Origin of the sequence: Pseudomonas sp. R84 (genome assembly GCF_009834515.1) — a bacterium.
GTDB lineage: Bacteria > Pseudomonadota > Gammaproteobacteria > Pseudomonadales > Pseudomonadaceae > Aquipseudomonas.
Window position 1 is genome coordinate 1,734,951 of the sequence record NZ_CP019426.1, and the last position, 18,667, is coordinate 1,753,617.

Sequence of the window (18,667 nt, forward strand, 5' to 3'; positions counted from 1 at the left end):
TTTGTAAAAACCGGCACATTGTTCAGCATGAAAGCCTTTGTTTTATGCGCTTTAGGGAGCGCAGGAAGGCTTGAGGAAAGTTCCACTCACTTTGCGACATACGGCGAAGTAATGCTGAAGGGGAGGGACGCGTAGCGGTTGATGAGCGACATTTTTTTGTCACTCAAGTGATTCACCACCGTTACGTAGCGTTAGTGGGCGTATGGCTTTGATCAGGATGCGGAAGTGCTTGATAGCACTGATGTTTCCGAGTAAAGCCGCCTGCGAAACGAACTGTTGAAGGTGCGAGCGTTGCCTCCAACAACCCGATTGAGCCATGGGCTGCTTCGCTTACCAGTGCCGACGGTGGTCGGCAGCGGAGGATTTCACATGGCAACGCTCATCGGTACAGTCACTAAAGTCATTGGCCAGGTTTTCGCCCAGTCAGCCGACGGCACTAAGCGCGCACTGGTTGAGGGGGATCACCTGTTTGCCGGCGATCAACTGATCACCGGCGCAGAAGGCGCCGTCGCCGTTCATCTGCAAAATGGCCAGGAACTGACCCTCGGACGCGGCAGCAGCATGACCATGACCGGTGAACTGCTGGCGGGTCAGGCGGCGCATGTAAATGCCGCTGAGGCAGTGACCCCGAGCGACGCGCAATTGACCGACGTTGAGCAAATCCAGAAAGCCATCGCCGCCGGTGATGACCCAACTAAAAATGCTGAAGCTACTGCCGCCGGCCCGAATGCACCCGGTGGTGCGCCGGGTGAGTTGGGTGGTGGGCATAGTTTCGTCTTGCTGACGGAGGTCGGCGGCCGGGTCGACCCGATCATCGGTTTCCCCACCGCCGGGTTCGGCGGTATTCCCGAATTCCCTGAAGAACGCCACAACGCGGTGATCGACAACGGTGATGACACCCCGGCTGTCGTGGTGCAGCCACCAGTCAACAATCCGGTGACCCTCACAGGCCTGAACGTGGCTGGTGGCGAACTCAATCTCAATGAAGCCAATCTGCCTGCCGGCTCGGCGGCCAATCCTGGCGCACTCACGCAAAGCGGCAGCTTTACCGTGTCGGCGCCGGACGGTCTGACCAGCCTGAGCATCGGTGGCATCAACGTCATCGTTGGTGGCGTGCCGATCGGCTTTCCGCAATCGATCACTTCGCAACTGGGCAACACCCTGACCATCACCGGTTACAACCCGGCGACTGGCGTTGTCAGCTACAGCTACACCCTCAACGGCAACGAAAGCCACGCGGCCGGTGACGGCGCGAACAATCTCAGCGAACAGTTCACGGTGATTGCCGGCGACAGCAATGGCGACACCGCGACCGGCACGCTCGACGTCAACATCACCGACGATGTGCCAAAAGCCTTTGATGACAACAATGGCACGGCGTCTGAAACGCAGCTGACACTCACTGGCAACGTGTTGACCAATGACGTGCAAGGTGCTGATCGCGTGCCAACCGGCCCGGTCACTGCCGGTACTTTTACCGGTACTTACGGCACCTTGGTGCTGAATGCCAACGGCACATACACCTACACGCTGAACACCAACGACGCCGACTTCAAAAATCTGCACGGTGGCGGTAACGGCACGGAAACCTTCGCCTACACCATCACCGATTCGGACGGTGATACCAGCACGGCGAATCTGGTGCTGCAGATCCACAACAACGACGATCCAGTGGTCATCAATGGCCTGAACGTCGAAGGCGGCGAGCTGACGGTCTACGAGAAAAACCTCAGCGACGGCAGCACACCGGATGCTACCGCGCTGACCCAGAGCGGCACGTTCACCATCACTGCACTCGATGGTGTAACGACGCTCACTGTCGGTGGCATCGCCGTCGTCACCAACGGCGTGGCCGCAGGATTCCCGCAATCAATCACCACACCCTTGGGCAGCACGCTGACCATCACCGGTTTCAACGCTACCACCGGCGTGGTCAGCTACAGCTACACCCTGGTCGACAATGAAGCGCATCCAACCGCCAACGGTGCGAACAATCTGCCTGAGCAATTCGCCGTCACCGTGGTCGATGACAACGGCAGCACTGCCAACGGCACGCTCGACGTGAACATCACCGACGACGTGCCGAAAGCCTTTGATGACAGCAATGGCACGGCGTCTGAAACGCAACTGACACTGACCGGCAACGTGCTGACCAACGATGTGCAGGGCGCCGACCGCGTGGTGACCAACGAAAGTGCCGGGCCGATCACCGCCGGTACATTCACCGGGACTTACGGCACCCTGGTGCTCAACGCCAATGGCACGTACACCTACACGCTGAACACCAACGACGCCGACTTCAAAAACCTCCATGGAGGCGGCAACGGCACGGAAACTTTCGCCTACACCATCACCGATTCAGACGGCGATACCAGCACTGCCAACCTCGTGCTGCAGATCCACAACAACGACGATCCGGTGATCATCAACGGCCTCGACGTGAATGGCGGCGAACTCACCGTCTACGAGAAAAATCTCCCTGAAGGCAGCGCGCCGGATTCCACCGCGCTGACTCAGAGCGGCACGTTTACCATCACCGCACTCGATGGCGTGACGACCCTGACTGTCGGCGGCATCGCCGTCGTCACCAACGGTGTAGCAGCAGGTTTTCCACAATCGGTCACCACGCCATTGGGCAGCACACTGACCATCACCGGTTTCAATGCCACCACCGGCGTCGTCAGCTACAGCTACACCCTGGTCGACAACGAAGCACATCCAACCGCCAACGGCGCGAACAATCTGCCCGAGCAGTTCGCCGTCACCGTGGTCGATGATAACGGTACCACCGCTAACGGCACGCTCGACGTGAACATCGTCGACGACCTGCCCAAAGCTGTGGATGACAGCAACACCGGCACCGCATCGGAAACCCTGCTGACCCTGACCGGTAATGTCCTGACCAACGATGTGCAAGGCGCCGACCGCGTACCGACTGGGCCGGTCACTCCGGGCACTTTCACCGGGACTTACGGCACCTTGGTCCTCAACGCCAACGGCACCTACACCTACACGCTAAACACCAACGACGCCGACTTCAAAAACCTGCACGGCGGTGGCAACGGCACGGAAAACTTCGCCTACACCATTACCGATTCCGACGGCGATACCAGCACCGCCAACCTCGTCCTGCAGATCCACAACAACGACGATCCGGTGATCATCAACGGCCTCGACGTGAATGGCGGTGAACTCACCGTCTACGAGAAAAACCTCACTGACGGCAGCACGCCGGACGCCAACGCGCTGACCCAAAGCGGCACCTTCACCATCACCGCACTGGATGGTGTCACCACGCTGACTGTCGGCGGCATCGCCGTGGTCACCAACGGTGTAGCCGCAGGTTTCCCACAATCGGTCACCACGCCATTGGGCAGCACACTGACCATCACCGGTTTCAACGGCACCACCGGCGTGGTCAGCTACAGCTACACCCTGGTCGACAACGAAGCGCACCCAACCGCCAACGGCGCGAACAATCTGCCTGAGCAATTCGCCGTCACCGTGGTCGATGACAACGGCACCACCGCCAACGCGACCCTCGATGTGAACATCGTCGACGACCTGCCAAAAGCCGTGAACGATTCCAACACCGGCACCGCATCGGAAACCTTGCTGACACTGACCGGCAACGTCCTGACCAATGACGTGCAAGGTGCGGATCGCGTACCGAGCGGACCGATAACCCCGGGCACATTCACCGGCACTTACGGTACCTTGGTCCTGAACGCCAACGGCACCTACACCTACACGCTGAACACCAACGACGCCGACTTCAAAAACCTCCACGGCGGTGGCAACGGCACGGAAAACTTCGCCTACACCATCACCGATTCGGACGGTGATACCAGCACCGCCAACCTGGTGCTGAACATTCACAACAACGACGATCAGGTCTACCTCAATGGCCTTGACGTCAACGGCGGCGAGCTGACGGTCTACGAGAAAAACCTCAGTGACGGCACCAGCCCCAACGCCCCGGCGCTGACCCAAAGCGGCACCTTCACGGTCACCGCCCTCGACGGCCTGCAAACCCTGACCGTAGGCGGTATTAGCGTGGTGACCGGTGGCGTGGCCGCAGGCTTCCCGCAATCGATCGTCACGCCGCTCGGCAGCACGTTGACCATCACCGGTTACAACCCAGCCACCGGCGTGGTCAGTTACAGCTACACCCTGGTCGACAACGAAACTCACCCGAACGCCAACGGCGCCAACAGCATCACCGAGAACTTCAACGTCGTCGCCACCGACACCGATGGCAGCACGGCCAGCGGCCAGATCAACGTCAACATCGTCGATGATTTGCCCAGCGCCCACCCTGACGCCGCATCGGTGGCGGAGGGCGGCACGGTCAGCGGCAACGTGCTGAACAACGACATCGGTGGCGCCGATGGCCCGGCCGTGACCGGTGCCGTGGTCGGCGTGCGCGCCGGCTCCGATACCTCGACCTCGGCCATCGGCGGCCTCAACAGCAACATCAATGGCACCTACGGCTACCTGACCCTGGACGCCAACGGCAACGCCGTCTACCACAGCAATCCCAACGTCGTGAACGGCCCGGGCGCAGTGGATGTGTTCACCTACACCGTGCGCGATTCCGACGGTGATGAAAGCACCACCACCATCACCATCGATGTCGCCAACAGTAAGCTGTGCGCGACCAGCGACACCGACGTCACGGTCTTCGAGAAAGCCCTCGACCTGACCAAGGACGGCGCGGATCTGGCCGCTGGTACGGTCACCGGCAGTGACCCGACCAGCACCGGCGAAACCGCGTCCGGCACCTTGGTCGGCTCGGTCACCGGTGCGGTCGGCGCCATCAGTTACGCGCTGGTCGGCAGCGCCACCGGCAACTACGGGCAGATCGTCCTCAACCCCAACGGCACATATACCTACACGCTGACCTCGCCGGCGAGCACCACGCCACATGCCGACGATGGCGCCAACACCCTGACCGAAACCTTCTCCTATCAGGCCACCGATTCACTGGGCAACATCGTCACCAGCACCATTGTTGTCAGCATCGTCGATGACGTGCCGAAAGCGGTGAACGACAGCAACGCCAACAGCGCCTCGGAAACCCAGCTGACCCTGACCGGCAATGTGCTGACCAACGATGTACAAGGCGCCGACGTGGTCGCGACCGGACCGAATGCCGGGCCGATCACCGCCGGCACCTTCACCGGTACTTACGGCACGCTGGTGCTCAACGCCAACGGCACGTACACCTACACGCTGAACCCCAACGATGCCGACTTCAAAAACCTGCACGGCGGCGGTAACGGCACCGAGACGTTCACCTATACCCTGACCGATGCCGACGGCGATACCAGCACCGCCAGCTTGGTGCTGAACATCCACAACAACGACGATCCGGTGGTGCTCAACGGCCTCGACGTCAATGGCGGCGAACTCACCGTCTACGAGAAAAACCTCGTTGAGGGCACCAGTCCCAACAACCCGGCGCTGACCCAAAGCGGCACCTTTACCGTCACCGCGCTCGATGGCTTGCAAACCCTTACTGTGGGCGGCATCACCGTGGTCACCAACGGTGTTGCCGCGGGCTTCCCACAGTCGGTCGTCTCGCCGCTGGGCAGCACCTTCACCGTCACCGGTTACAACCCGGCGACCGGTGTCGTCAGTTACAGCTACACCTTGGTCGACAACGAAACCCACCCGAACGCCAACGGTGCCAACAGCCTCACCGAGAACTTCAACGTGGTGGCGACGGACACCGATGGCAGCACTGCCAATGGTCAGATCAACGTCAACATCATCGATGATCTGCCGACCGCCAAACCCGACACCGGTTCGGTGGCCGAGGGCGGAACGGTCAATGTCAGTGTGCTCGGCAATGACATCAGCGGTGCCGATGGCGCCGCCACTGTGGTCGGCGTGCGCGCCGGCAGCAACACCGGCACTTCGGCCATCGGCGGCCTCAATAGCAACATCAATGGCAACTTCGGTTACCTGACCCTCGACGCGGCGGGCAACGCTGTCTATCACAGCAACCCGAACTCGGTGAGCCCACCGGGCGCCATCGACACTTTCACCTATACGATCCGCGACAGCGACGGTGATGAAAGCACCACGACCATCACCATCAACGTCGCCGACAGCAAACTGGTGGCCTCGGTCGATCAGGACGTGACGGTCTATGAAAAAGCCCTCGACCTGAGCAAGGACGGCGCGGATCTGACCCCCGGTACGGTCACCGGCAGCGACCCGAGCAACACCGGTGAAACCGCGACCGGCACGCTGGTTGGTGCGGTCACTGGCGGCACAGGCGCGATCACCTACACCCTGGTCGGCAGCGCCACGGGCACCTACGGGCAGATCCAGCTCAATGCCGACGGCACCTACACTTACACGCTGACTTCGGCGCCGAAAACCTCGCCGAGCGCCAACGACGGGGCGAACACCCTCAGCGAAAGCTTCACCTACAAAGCCACTGATGCACTGGGCAACAGCACCACCAGCACCCTTGTGGTGAACATCGTCGATGACGTACCAAAAGCGCTGCCCTCCGATCGCTCGGTGGCGGCAGTGGAGATCGATTCCAACCTGCTTATCGTGCTCGACATCTCCGGCAGTATGGCCGACGCCTCCGGTGTGCCGGGTCTGTCGCGGCTGGCGCTGGCCAAGCAGGCAATCAGCGCCTTGCTCGACAAGTACGACGACCTCGGGGATGTCAAAGTCCAGCTCGTCACGTTCAGCAGCAACGCCACTGACCGAACCTCGGTGTGGGTCGATGTGGCGACCGCCAAGACGATTCTCGCCGGCCTGACGGCGGGTGGCGGCACCAACTACGACGCCGCGGTGGCGGTGATGCAAACCGCCTTCAACACCTCGGGCAAACTCACCGGGGCGCAGAACGTCGGTTACTTCTTCTCGGACGGCAAACCCAACGAAGGCGACATCAACGCCGCTGATGAAGCCGCGCTGAAAAACTTCCTCGATGCCAACAACATCAAGAACTACGCGATCGGCCTCGGCAGCGGCGTGAGCAACGCCAACCTCGACCCGCTGGCGTATGACGGCATCAGCCACACCAACACCAACGCGGTGGTGGTCACCGATCTCAATCAACTCAACTCGGTGCTGTCCGGCACCGTACAGGGTGCGCCGGTCACCGGTTCGTTGCTGGGCGAGGGCGGCACCTTTGGCGCCGATGGCGGTTTCATCAAGTCCATCGTGGTTGACGGCACCACTTACACCTACGATCCGAAAGCCCTCAGCGGCCAAGGCTCGTTGACCCCAAGCGGCGGCATCAACCACGGCACCTTCAACACCACCAACAACACGCTGAGCATTGCCACCAATAACGGCGGCACACTGCTGATCAACCTCGACACCGGCGACTACACCTACACCTCGCAGAAAACCACCGCTGTGGTCATCACCGAGAACATCGGCTTCACCGTCAGCGACAACGATGGCGACCTCGCCAGTTCGACACTGACCGTGAAAGTGATCCCTAATGCGCCGCCCGTGGCGGTCGATGACCACGTCATCACCAACGTGCTGTCGGGCAATATCGTCGTGCCGGGCGAGCTGTTGCTGGCCAACGACACCGATCCGAATGGCGATACGCTCAACGCCACGCCGACCAGTTTCAACACCGGCTGGATCTCGAAAGCGGCGGATTTCACCGGCACCGGTGCGATCAACTTCACCGGCACCAACGTCAACACCGCCGCCAACCAGAACCTGGCCAACGTGCGTAATTCGTTCAGTGCCAACGCCGCGACAATGACTGCCGTGCTGGTGGTCAGTGGCTATCTCGGTGCGGTGACCAACAGCAACGCCAACGATGAAGACCGCATCACCGTCAACCTGCGCCAGGGTGAAACACTCAACCTCGATCACAACCTGGCGGCCGGTCACGTCACCATGGAGTACTCGATCAACGGTGGCGCCTACACAACCCTGGCGGACGGGCAAACCCTCACCGCGTCGGCCGATGGCGTCTATCAGATCCACATCACCAACATTGCCAATCCCAGCGGCGGCGGTAACCCCAACGCGGCGGAAAACTATCAACTGACCATGACCCTCAACTACGCCGGGGCGCATGACATCACCCCGGACTTCCACGGCACTTACACCGCCAACGACAACCATGGCGGCAGCGACACCGCCAACGTGTCCATCAGCTATCAGGACGGCCACACCCTCACCGGTACCTCGGGGGATGACGTGCTGGTGGCCGGCACCGGCGACAACATCATCAACGCTGGCGATGGCAATGATGTGCTCAGCGCAGGTTCAGGCAACAACGAACTGCACGGCGGCGCCGGCAACGACTTGCTCTACAGCGGCCCGGGCAACGATCTGCTCGACGGCGGCACTGGCAGCGACACCGCCAGCTATGCCCACGCCACCGCCGGGGTGACGGTCAACCTCGGCCTGCTCGGTGCGCAAAACACGATCGGCGCGGGGACGGACACCCTGACCGGCATCGAAAACCTCGTCGGCTCGAACTTCAACGACACCCTCACCGGCGATAACAATAACAACGTGATCAACGGTGGCCTCGGTAACGACATCCTCAACGGTGGCGGCGGTGATGACCTGCTGATCGGCGGCATGGGCAACAACACCATGACCGGTGGCGCAGGGGCCGACACCTTCCAGTGGCTCAAAGGCAACAGCGGTCATGACCTGATCACCGACTTCACCCCCGGCACCGACAAACTCGACTTGTCGCAACTGCTGCAGGGTGAAAACGGCACCAGCGCCTCGCTGGATGACTACCTTCACTTCACTGTCAGCGGCAGCGGCGCGTCGGTAATGACCAGCATCGATGTCAGCGCCATGGCCGGCGCCACGCCCAACCAGACCATCGACCTGGCCGGCGTCAACCTGGCCAGCCATTACGGCGTGACGCCGGGGGCGGGTGGGATGATTGCCAGCGGGCATGACACGGCGACGATCATCAGCGGGATGTTGAATGATCATTCGCTGAAGGTGGATACGGTGTAAGCGACGCAGGAAACGACAAAACCCGCCGCCCCGGTTGATGGGGCGGCGGGTTTTTTCTGTCTGATGGTATGGCATTGCTCATTCTGGCCCCTTCGCGAGCAGGCTCGCTCCCACATTGGAGCGCGGTCACTGTGGGAGCGAGCCTGCTCGCGAAAGCGCCAGATCTGACGCCGAATAACTCAGCGGTTGATCACGCCTGCATCAACCCGGCAACTCCAGATTATCCAGCACCCGATTCACCGCCAGCTCCCCGAGCATGATCAATTGCGCGATACCCAGCAGCGTTCTGCGCTGCGACGCGGGTATGAGGTGGGCGAAGTCATGAGCGATGGTTCTGGCTGAGGCGAGAGTTTCGCTGGCATCGGCCAGCAGTTCTTCGTTTTTGAAGTCTGCGGTCACGGCGTACATCCGGCGGGTTTTTCGGGGCGGTGGGGTGGAGCCGGGTGGGCAGAGATAGTGGTCGAGGGCGCGCTCGGCGGCTTCGTGGAGTTTTTTTGAATCGAGGGATTCGTAGGGGGAGGTGGCGTCGGTTTCGGGTGGGTTGGGTGTTGGTTTGATCATGTTGAGACTCCGTGGTTGATTTGGCCGCCACGGCTCATCGCTAAACAAGTAAAGGTGGCGGCTGTACGCAGGTTAGCGATCCGGGTCACAGAAACCCCGGGTAGACCCGAAGGTCTCCCACGCACAGCCACCATGACGCCAAGTGCAGATAGACAAAGCTGCAATTGAGACTGGGGATTGAGCGTCTGTAGGGTATCGGATCGCTAAACCCGATCGCTGATTCGTCAGCGACCGACCCACAATAGAACCCGAGCCCAAGGCGCACAAGCCGGCGGATTCTGGCGTAGCTGTAGGCAATGGCGCAAGAATTTGTAGCCTGAAAGGCGTGTCTGAAGGTGTCTTTTAAACGCCTGAGTTTAAAAGGCGATTTGCGCTGACTTCAGTGACCTCTTCGCGAGCAAGCTCGCTCCCACATTTGGAATGCGTTTCCCTGTGGGAGCGAGCTTGCTCGCGAAGGGGCCAGAATTGTCACGGCATCAACCAGCGCTTTTCCCCACGCCCGCGTCAACTAGCCACTCCAGATTATTCAGCACCCGGTCCGTCAGCCGATTCTCAGCACAGCAATCCGGCTGTTGGAGGTGTTGCACACATATGCTCTGCGCCCGTCAGGGCTCAAAGCGATGCCGTACGCGGTTCCTCCGCCCAATGGCAGGGTGCCAACCACTTCTTGACGTGAAAGGTCGATCACCGAGACCGAGCCGGGTAAATAGTTCGTGACGTAGGCAAGCGTCCCTTGACTGTTAGTTACGATCGCGTAGGGGAAGCTTCCAACCGGGATGTATTTCAAAACACTCATCGATGCCGTGTCGATAACGGCAACCTCATTTTTGGAGTAGAGCACGACATATACAAAACGCTCATCGTTGCTGGAAGCCACGTGAATGGGGTTTGATCCTGAAGGCAGGCCGATTTGTCTGATCACACTGAGACTGACAGCATCGAGGATGTCCAGTCTGTCAGGGGTGCCGTTGAGTGCGACATATAGGCGTCTGCCATCGTTGCTGAAGTGCAACCATGAAGGCCTATTGTGCAGATTGGTTTCCTTGATTTTCGCCCCTGTCTTCGCGTCGCAAACATGAAGTTTTTCGTATTCCCATGTGCTGATGTACGTTTTTGAGCTATCACGGCTCACCGCCGAGACAAAGGCGAGTTCGCTGCCAACCGAGAGTCTGCGGGTGACTGCTTGCTGACCTATATCGATTTCATAAACGTTGTTGTTTCGGTTCGTGGTGTAGGCGCGTGTTCCATCGGGACTGATAGAAATAGTCTGCGGCCCAATCTCTACGGGTATGTTTCTGATGACTTGAAGTTTCTGTGTATCAATGACAGCGACAGTACTGATGGACGCAAGAGGTGCGTAAAGGTGCTTGCCGTCGGGTGTTATCACGATATCAACTGGCGCGCTGTTCATCTCTATCCACTCAACCACGCCCGGCTGTTCCACCTCTACCGTCGCTGTAGCCGTTTGCCCTTCGCTGCTGGCAGTCAACGTGTAGCTGTCTATCACGCTCGGTGTCCGCACGTCCCCGACAGTGACGATGCCCAGGCTATCAGTGGTGAATGTGCGTGAGCCGGTTCCGCCATCGCCGTAGGCAAAGCCGAGGGGAAGGGTGATCACCACGTTTTGCCCAGGCTGAGGACTGCCATTCTTCAACAGTTCGAGACTGATGTCCCTGAGCAGGCCATCCGTTACCGCTGAATAGGGTGCATCCCTGAAATTCAGGTCCAGCAGCGGTGCAGGTATCCTCACGCGTAAAATGGGAGAGGTGTGCTCCGCGCCATTGTTGGTCAGTACACACTGAAGTCTGAGAACTCTGCCTTGATGTGCCGTTAGTAACGCTTGGCTAAGGTTGAAGTTCGCGCGCAGGTTCTTGTTCAATTTAAGTGGAGCAGCCGGTGGAGTGCCAGGTAATGGGTTGAGCATCTGTAGTTCGACAACATCACCCACATTTGCCGCTTTAGCTTCAAATCGAGTGATGACTCCATTCGGATCGATCGGCACAGCGATCGGATTCTCAGACGGCACTAACACGAGAGTGCTGATCAGGTCCTTCTGGGCGAGACGAATCTCGAGCGTCTGGATTGCAGACTCCGCGAAATTGTTCAACTGATCTTCGACCGTAAACCAGGCCTGAACGGTGCCGTCGATGATGTCGATGAGGTCAGCGGTGTACAGCGTTATCGTCAGCGGCTTGGTGGGGTCGGTTACGGGTATGGGGAACGTTTTGTCGGCGATTTTCAGAGACAAGGCATCATGAAGCTCCACCGGTACATATCTGCACTCGAACTTGATTCCCTTGCGCAGCCAGTTCAGGGGTCACGCCCTTGGCAATCACCTCAGGCGGAATCACCAGCTCAAGGTTGGCATGGGGGCGCTGGTGATAGAGCACACGCAAAATATCCGATGACTCCGTGTTACCACTGAGTCGTTCCACCTCGTACTGGATTTCGTTGACGCCATCTACAAACGATCCTTGGCGTGCGAAGAGTAGGACTCGTTTGCTTTCGTCACCCTCAAGGACAGTGGAACTGTCGACAAACGTCCTGTTGACATACAACTTCACTGTATCGAACGCGGCCATGGGCTGGGCTTTCCGGCGTTGCAGTGCAGACCATGGATCCACCACACACGGCAGGCGTTTTGGTTCGCCGACAAAAAGATGTCTGCCAACGCCTCCGTGGGCGAGATCAGAAGGCTCCACCGGCGTTACCAAGCCAGGTATGAAAGCCGGAAACAGTTTGAGGGTTTCAATAAGTTCGTCAGACTGGATGTCTATAGCGGATTGAGAATCCATGGCGCGCTCCTGGCCATGACCGGCCGGCAAGTAGGTGTTGGGCTATCACACACCTGCCGGGGGGTGTTGCCTACTGTCATATCTGACAGGTGAGCCTTGTTTTCAGATGAATGGTCGACTTGAGTGCATCAGGATTTGTGCAAGGTTTTCTGGCGCAGGATGTAAACCGTCACCAGCACCGCACTGGTCAACATGAACCCCCGCGCCCACGGCAGTGGCACCAGGTAGCACGAGAACAGAATGCTCGCCCACATCAGCCCGATCGCGTAGACCTTGCCCTTGAGCGGTATGCCGTTGCCATCGAGGTAATCGCGGATCCATGGCCCCAGCCGGGGATGCTCGACCAGCCATTGATAGAAACGCGGAGAGCTGCGCGCGAAACAGGCCGCGGCGAGCAGAAGGAAAGGGGTGGTGGGCAGGACGGGCAGGAAAATCCCGATCACCCCCAATGCCACGCTGAGCCAGCCGACGGCCAGCAAGAAGTAGCGCAACATCAGGGGGCGGTTGCCTATGGGGTTGTCCATAGGCCGGATCTTAGTGGTGACGTGGCTTGAGGATCGCCGGTTTTTCGTCGGGCGCCTGGCACAGCAGGTACAGCGCGGTCAGGGCTTCCGGGATCTGTACGATCATGTCGTCCATCAGGTTGGCGTCTTTGGCGATGTCTTCGAATTCTGGCTGTTCGTCGAACAGGCCCGAACCGACCATGATCGGCAGCAACATTTCGCTGACTTCTTCCTCGGCAGTTTCGAACCAGGCGGCCTCACGCAGGAACACGCCTTCCATGAAACCAATGCACCAGCCGCGCAATTCGGAATCGTCCGGCTCGTCGCCCAGATCCAGTTCGCATGGCAGTTCGAACTCTTCATCCGAGGCCAGTTGACGGGCGATGTGCGCCTTGAGGCCGATCAGGGTGGCTTCGATCTCTTCGCGCTGGGCGTCGCTGCTGTAATGCGGCTCTTCGGCGAACAGGGCGTCGATCCACTCACGCTCCGGTACGTCTTCAGCGCAGATCGACAGCGCGGTGAGGTAGCCGTGAGCGGCCACGTAATCCAGCGCCTCGTCATGCAGCTCGTCGGCGTCGAGGAAAACTTGCAGGCGGGTCAGTTGCTCAGCGAAGGACATTACGGGGCTACCTTGGGGAATAAACAATGCGGGAATTCTAGGCCTTCTTGCGCGCTCAAGCCAGCCGCATGGCAGATTTGACCTGCCATACCCTGCATACACCCTGTAGGAGCTGCCGAAGGCTGCGATCTTTTGATTTGCTTTTAATAAAGACAAGATCAAAAGATCGCAGCCTTCGGCAGCTCCTACACAGGTATCAGCGATTGTATCGACGGGTGTCGCCCTGCGCAGGGGAGGCCTCGGGTATACTGCCGCGTTTTGCGATCCCTGCCCGCATTACGCGTGTCACGTAATGCGCTCTTACGTTTTGTTTAAGCAGCCCTGACTGTTCTGAACCAGCCTGCGCAGGGATGTATCGGTAGATTTTTGGAGTTTTTATGCTCGAACAGGCTCAACGCGTCCTCAAGGACATCTTCGGCTACGACAGTTTCCGTGGCCGTCAGGGTGCAATCATTGAGCGCGTGGCCAGTGGCGGTGATGCGCTGGTGCTGATGCCTACCGGTGGCGGCAAGTCCCTGTGCTTTCAGGTGCCGGCGCTGTTGCGCGATGGCCTGGCGGTGGTGGTGTCGCCGCTGATCGCACTGATGGACGATCAGGTCGCCACCCTCGAAGAGCTGGGTGTGGCCGCTGCCGCGCTGAACTCCACCTTGAGCGCCGAGCAGCAGCGTGATCTGGCGGCGCGAATCAAGCGCGGTGAAGTGAAGATGTTGTATCTGGCGCCCGAGCGTCTGGTGCAGCCGCGCATGCTGTCGTTCCTGCAAGGCTTGAACATTGCGTTGTTCGCCATCGACGAAGCGCACTGCGTATCGCAATGGGGTCACGATTTCCGTCCGGAATACCTGCAACTGGGCCAGTTGGCCGAGATGTTTCCCGACGTGCCGCGCATCGCCCTGACCGCCACCGCCGACAAGCGCACCCGTGAAGAAATCGTCACCCGCCTGCACCTGCAAAATGCCGAGCGCTTCCTGTCGAGCTTCGACCGTCCGAATATCTTTTACCGCATCGTTCCCAAGGAGCAGCCGCGCAAGCAGTTGCTGGCGTTTTTGGCCGAGCGACGCAGCGATGCCGGCATCGTCTATTGCCTGTCGCGCAAGAAAGTCGAAGAAGTCGCAACGTTTCTGAGCGAGCAGGGCTTCCCGGCGCTGCCGTATCACGCCGGTTTGCCCAATGAGCTACGTGCCTTCAACCAGAAGCGCTTTCTCAACGAGGAAGGTCTGATCATGGTCGCCACTGTGGCGTTCGGCATGGGCATCGACAAGCCCAACGTGCGCTTTGTCGCCCACCTCGATCTACCGAAATCCCTTGAGGCGTATTACCAGGAAACCGGGCGCGGCGGCCGTGACGGCCTGCCGGCGGATGCGTGGATGGCCTACGGTCTGCAAGATGTGGTGATGCTCAAGCAGATGCTGCAGAACTCCGAAGGCGACGAGCGGCACAAGCGCCTGGAGCAACACAAGCTCGACGCGATGCTGTCGCTGTGCGAAGAAACCCGTTGCCGCCGTCAGACCCTGCTTGCGTACTTCGATGAAGACATGCCCGAACCGTGCGGCCATTGTGATAACTGTGTCGACGGCGTGCAGACCTGGGATGCCACCGAGCCAGCGCGTCAGGCGTTATCGGCGATTTTCCGCACGGGTCAGCGTTATGGCGTCGGTCATCTGGTTGACGTGCTGCTGGGCAAGGAAAACGAAAAAGTCCGCAGTTTTGGCCATCAACACCTGTCGGTGTACGGCGTCGGCAAGGCATTGAGCGAAAGCGAATGGCGCTCGCTGTTCCGCCAATTGGTCGCGCGCGGTCTGGCGGATGTCGACCACGAAGGCTATGGCGGTCTGCGTCTGAATGACAGTTGCCGGCCATTGCTCAAGGGCGAAGTCACGCTGGAACTGCGCCGCGACCTCAAACCGCAGGTCACCGCCAAAACTGCGAGCAAGAGCCCGGCCAGCCAACTGGTGCGCGGCGAAGAGCGCGAACAGTGGGAAGCCCTGCGCGCGCTGCGCCGCAAACTGGCCGAAGAACATGGCGTGCCGCCGTACGTCATCTTCCCCGATTCGACGTTGCTGGAAATGCTCCGCAGCCAACCGACTTCGCTGGCGGAAATGGCCCGGGTCAGCGGCGTTGGCGCGCGCAAGCTGGAACGCTATGGCGATGCCTTCCTCGAAGTGCTCGGCGGCGAGGTCGAGGCGCCGAAAGCGGTAGCCGACGTGCGCCACGAGTTGATCACTTTGGCCCGTGCGGGCATGACACCGCTGCAGATCGCCGGTCAGTTGCAGTGCTCGGAAAAGAACGTCTACACCATGCTCGCCGAGGCGATCGGCAAGCAGCAGTTGTCGCTGGAACAGGCGCTGGATTTGCCGGAAGAGCTGATGGGTGAAGTGCAGGATGCGTTCCTCGATGGTGAAGGTGAGCTGCCGTCCGTTGCCGAAGTGGCCGAGCTGTTTGCCGGGCGTGTTCCGGAGGGCGTGCTGTATTGCGTGCGGGCTGCACTGCAATCGGAATTCGAGATGTAATTTGGCCGTCGCCCCTCACCCCAACCCTCTCCCGGAGGGAGAGGGGGCCTACCGAGGTGTCTTGCGCTATACATCGACCTGAGAACCCGAGTCGATTATGGGTTCAGCGCCGATCTGCCACGTCGGCGTAATTCCCGAATATCCCCCATTCAGTCCCCTCTCCCTCCGGGAGAGGGCTAGGGTGAGGGGCCTCAAGATGTAACGATTCAGTACAGACCGCCACTTGCCTATAACTGCAGCTCATGCTTAGCTGGCTAATAATTAGAAATTCTTTATTTTCAGTCTAACCGTGAGTGTTTTATGCCGTTAACCGATCAACACCGCTTTGGCATGCAACTGGCCCAGATGTCCCGTGGCTGGCGTGCCGAACTGGATCGCCGACTGGCCGGGCTGGGGTTGTCCCAGGCGCGCTGGCTGGTGCTGCTGCATCTGGCGCGTTTTGAAGACGCGCCGACCCAGCGTGAGCTGGCGCAGAGCGTCGGCGTCGAAGGTCCGACCCTTGCGCGCTTGCTCGATAGTCTGGAAAGCCAGGGCCTGGTGCAACGCCAGTCCGTGATGGAAGACCGCCGGGCGAAAAAGATCGTCCTCTGCGCACCAGCCCTGCCGTTGATCGAACAAATCGAAACCATCGCCACACAGCTGCGTCATGAGTTGTTCGAAGGCGTCGACGAAGCGGATTTGAAGGTGTGCATGCGGGTTCACGGGCATATTCTGGCCAACCTGGAAAAATCTTGAGGCACATCCACGTGCCGGATCTTTGAGAGATCGCGCTGAGCCGACTATAAGAACTACTGGGCAATATCGTGTTCGTACCGGATGTGCGAACGCATAGAAGTCGGTTTTGCTTATTTAAGGGATGCTCATGCTCGCAAGTCGGCACGTGGTACTGCGCGGTGGCGCCAAATGGTTGCTGGTCGCCGGTGTTTTCAGCTATTCGGCCTGGTCGATGGCCTTGGGGCTGGGTGATATCACCGTTCATTCAGGCCTCAATCAGCCGCTCAAGGCCGACATTGCGTTGGTCGATGTCGGCGGGCTGACGCAAAACGATCTGGCGGTGCGTCTGGCCACGGCGGATGAATTCGCCGAGGCCGGGGTCGAGCGGGTGTTCTTTCTCAACGACCTCAAGTTCATCCCGATCCTGCATGGCAATCGCCAGATGATCCGGGTGACCTCCAGCAAACCGGTCAACGAACCCTTCCTGAATTTCCTCGTGCAGCTCGATCAGCCCAATGGCCGTTTGCTGCGTGAGTACACGGTGTTGATCGATCCGCCGGGTTCACCGGGTATCGTGCCGGCCACCGATGAGCCGGATCCGCGTGCGCAATCCTCCGCGTTTCCCACTGTCGAGCCTGTCGTGGCGGCGCCACAGGCGCCACAAGCCAAGCGCGATACCGTGCCAGCACCCACGCAGGCAACTTCGCCCGCCAACGATGCACTGGCCGAACAATTGGCGGCCAGTGTTCTGCTCAATCAGCAACAGCAGAAGACCATTGATGAACTGAGCGCAAAACTGCAGACACAGGATGTGCAGATTGCCGACGGCAAAAAGCAGATCAGTGACCTGCAAACACGCTTGGTCGAGCTGCAGAAAACGCCGCCACCGATCGTGCAAACCCCGGCACCGACTCCTGCGCCGGCTGTGGCGTCAGCGGAATCCAGCAATGACGGTTTGAACTGGCCATTGCTCGGCGGCCTGTTGCTGTTGTTGGGGGTGTTGGCCGGGTTGTTGGTGCACCGTCGACGGCAGCAACAGCAACAGCAACAGCAAGTTGCCGAGCCGCTGCCCCAGTTGCCGCAAGGCAATGAGGTAGACGTCGCTGAGGCAGAGAACGCCGATCCCGTCAGATCCCACGCTTCAGCCGAACACCGGGAAGAGCCGGCGGCTGGCGATGTGCTGGAGGCGGTGGGGATCTATCTGGCCTATGGCCGACTGGGCGAAGCGGCGGGTTTGCTGCGCGATGCCTTGCACAAGGAGCCTGCGCGCAGCGATATCGGTTTGCAGTTGCTTGAAGTTCTGGGCCGCCAGGGTGACAGCGCCGCGTATGAACAACAAGAAAGTCATTTGCGTGAGCTGGGCGTGGATGCCCAGACGTTGCAGGATGTTCGCACGCGGCACCCGAAACTGGCGGTTGCGGCACCGTTGGTCGCGGTGCCGCCCATTATTGCAGCGGCCCCGCTTGTCGCTGCTCCACCGGCACCTGAAGATGATTTCGAGCTGAATCTGGGCGAGCTGTCGATGGATTCCAGCTGGGACCTGGAAGACACTCGCCCGACTTCCGATGAGCCGCAGGCAGACACCTCGGCGCTCGGCTCCGGGCTGCAAGTCCTGCCTCAGGATTTCGAATTGCCCGAGCCCGAGTCCAGCGAAGAGGCCGAGTTGGAGTGGATCCCTGAATCGGATGCCGAGCCGCTGGATGAAGATTTTCTCAATGAGTTTGCTGATGCCAAGCCGTCACTGGCGTTGCAACCGCTGGATCTGCAGACACCAGAGCCGGTACATGACGAAAATTCCGGAAAGCTCGAACAGGCGCAGACGTGCATTGATGACGGCGATATCGACAGTGCGGTTGCGTTGCTCAATGAATTGCTCAAGGAAGGGGATGAGCCGTTGAAGCAAACGGCGAGGACGTTGCTGGCGGGGATTCGCTGAACCCCTGATCGATTTGCGGTGGATCCGATACCGCCTTCGCGAGCAGG

9 protein-coding genes are annotated in these 18,667 nt (G+C 59.8%); 4 read left to right on the forward strand and 5 right to left on the reverse strand.

What is annotated here, in order from left to right; all coding sequences use genetic code 11:
* Nucleotides 1-369 precede the first annotated feature (369 nt).
* On the forward strand, nucleotides 370-8,985 hold the full coding sequence (locus PspR84_RS07855; protein ID WP_160056678.1) for a retention module-containing protein: 8,616 nt from the start codon (nucleotides 370-372) through the stop codon (nucleotides 8,983-8,985).
* A 201-nt stretch (nucleotides 8,986-9,186) separates the two neighbouring features.
* Here the strand turns inward: PspR84_RS07855 and PspR84_RS07860 are convergent, their stop codons facing one another.
* From PspR84_RS07860 to PspR84_RS07885, 5 genes are all read right to left on the reverse strand, one after another.
* The gene (locus PspR84_RS07860) at nucleotides 9,187-9,546 is read right to left on the reverse strand and encodes a DUF6124 family protein (RefSeq protein WP_160056680.1); all 360 of its coding nucleotides are present in this window, start codon (nucleotides 9,544-9,546) and stop codon (nucleotides 9,187-9,189) included.
* Between the two features lie 541 nt (nucleotides 9,547-10,087).
* Complete coding sequence (locus PspR84_RS07870; protein WP_160056684.1) at nucleotides 10,088-11,794, reverse strand: beta-propeller fold lactonase family protein; 1,707 nt, start codon at nucleotides 11,792-11,794, stop codon at nucleotides 10,088-10,090.
* Nucleotides 11,795-11,798: 4 nt separating this feature from the next.
* Complete coding sequence (locus PspR84_RS07875) at nucleotides 11,799-12,341, reverse strand: hypothetical protein (protein ID WP_160056686.1); 543 nt, start codon at nucleotides 12,339-12,341, stop codon at nucleotides 11,799-11,801.
* Nucleotides 12,342-12,469: 128 nt separating this feature from the next.
* Nucleotides 12,470-12,865 (reverse strand): YbaN family protein, encoded by a 396-nt coding sequence (locus PspR84_RS07880; protein WP_160056688.1) that lies wholly within the window; start codon nucleotides 12,863-12,865, stop codon nucleotides 12,470-12,472.
* Between the two features lie 10 nt (nucleotides 12,866-12,875).
* On the reverse strand, nucleotides 12,876-13,463 hold the full coding sequence (locus PspR84_RS07885) for a YecA family protein (protein ID WP_016984205.1): 588 nt from the start codon (nucleotides 13,461-13,463) through the stop codon (nucleotides 12,876-12,878).
* A gap of 377 nt (nucleotides 13,464-13,840) precedes the next feature.
* Between PspR84_RS07885 and recQ the strand changes: the two genes are divergently transcribed.
* The 3 genes from recQ to PspR84_RS07900 all read left to right on the forward strand — a co-directional run bounded on the left by recQ (nucleotide 13,841) and on the right by PspR84_RS07900 (nucleotide 18,620).
* Nucleotides 13,841-15,970: a DNA helicase RecQ gene (gene recQ, locus PspR84_RS07890; protein WP_160056690.1), complete on the forward strand. Its 2,130-nt coding sequence runs from the start codon at nucleotides 13,841-13,843 to the stop codon at nucleotides 15,968-15,970.
* Nucleotides 15,971-16,270: 300 nt separating this feature from the next.
* A complete protein-coding gene (locus PspR84_RS07895; RefSeq protein ID WP_007962151.1) occupies nucleotides 16,271-16,705 on the forward strand; it encodes a MarR family transcriptional regulator in 435 nt (144 codons plus the stop codon).
* Between the two features lie 127 nt (nucleotides 16,706-16,832).
* Entirely contained in the window at nucleotides 16,833-18,620 is a 1,788-nt protein-coding gene (locus PspR84_RS07900) for a FimV/HubP family polar landmark protein (protein WP_160056692.1), read from the forward strand.
* The last annotated feature ends 47 nt before the right edge of the window (nucleotides 18,621-18,667 follow it).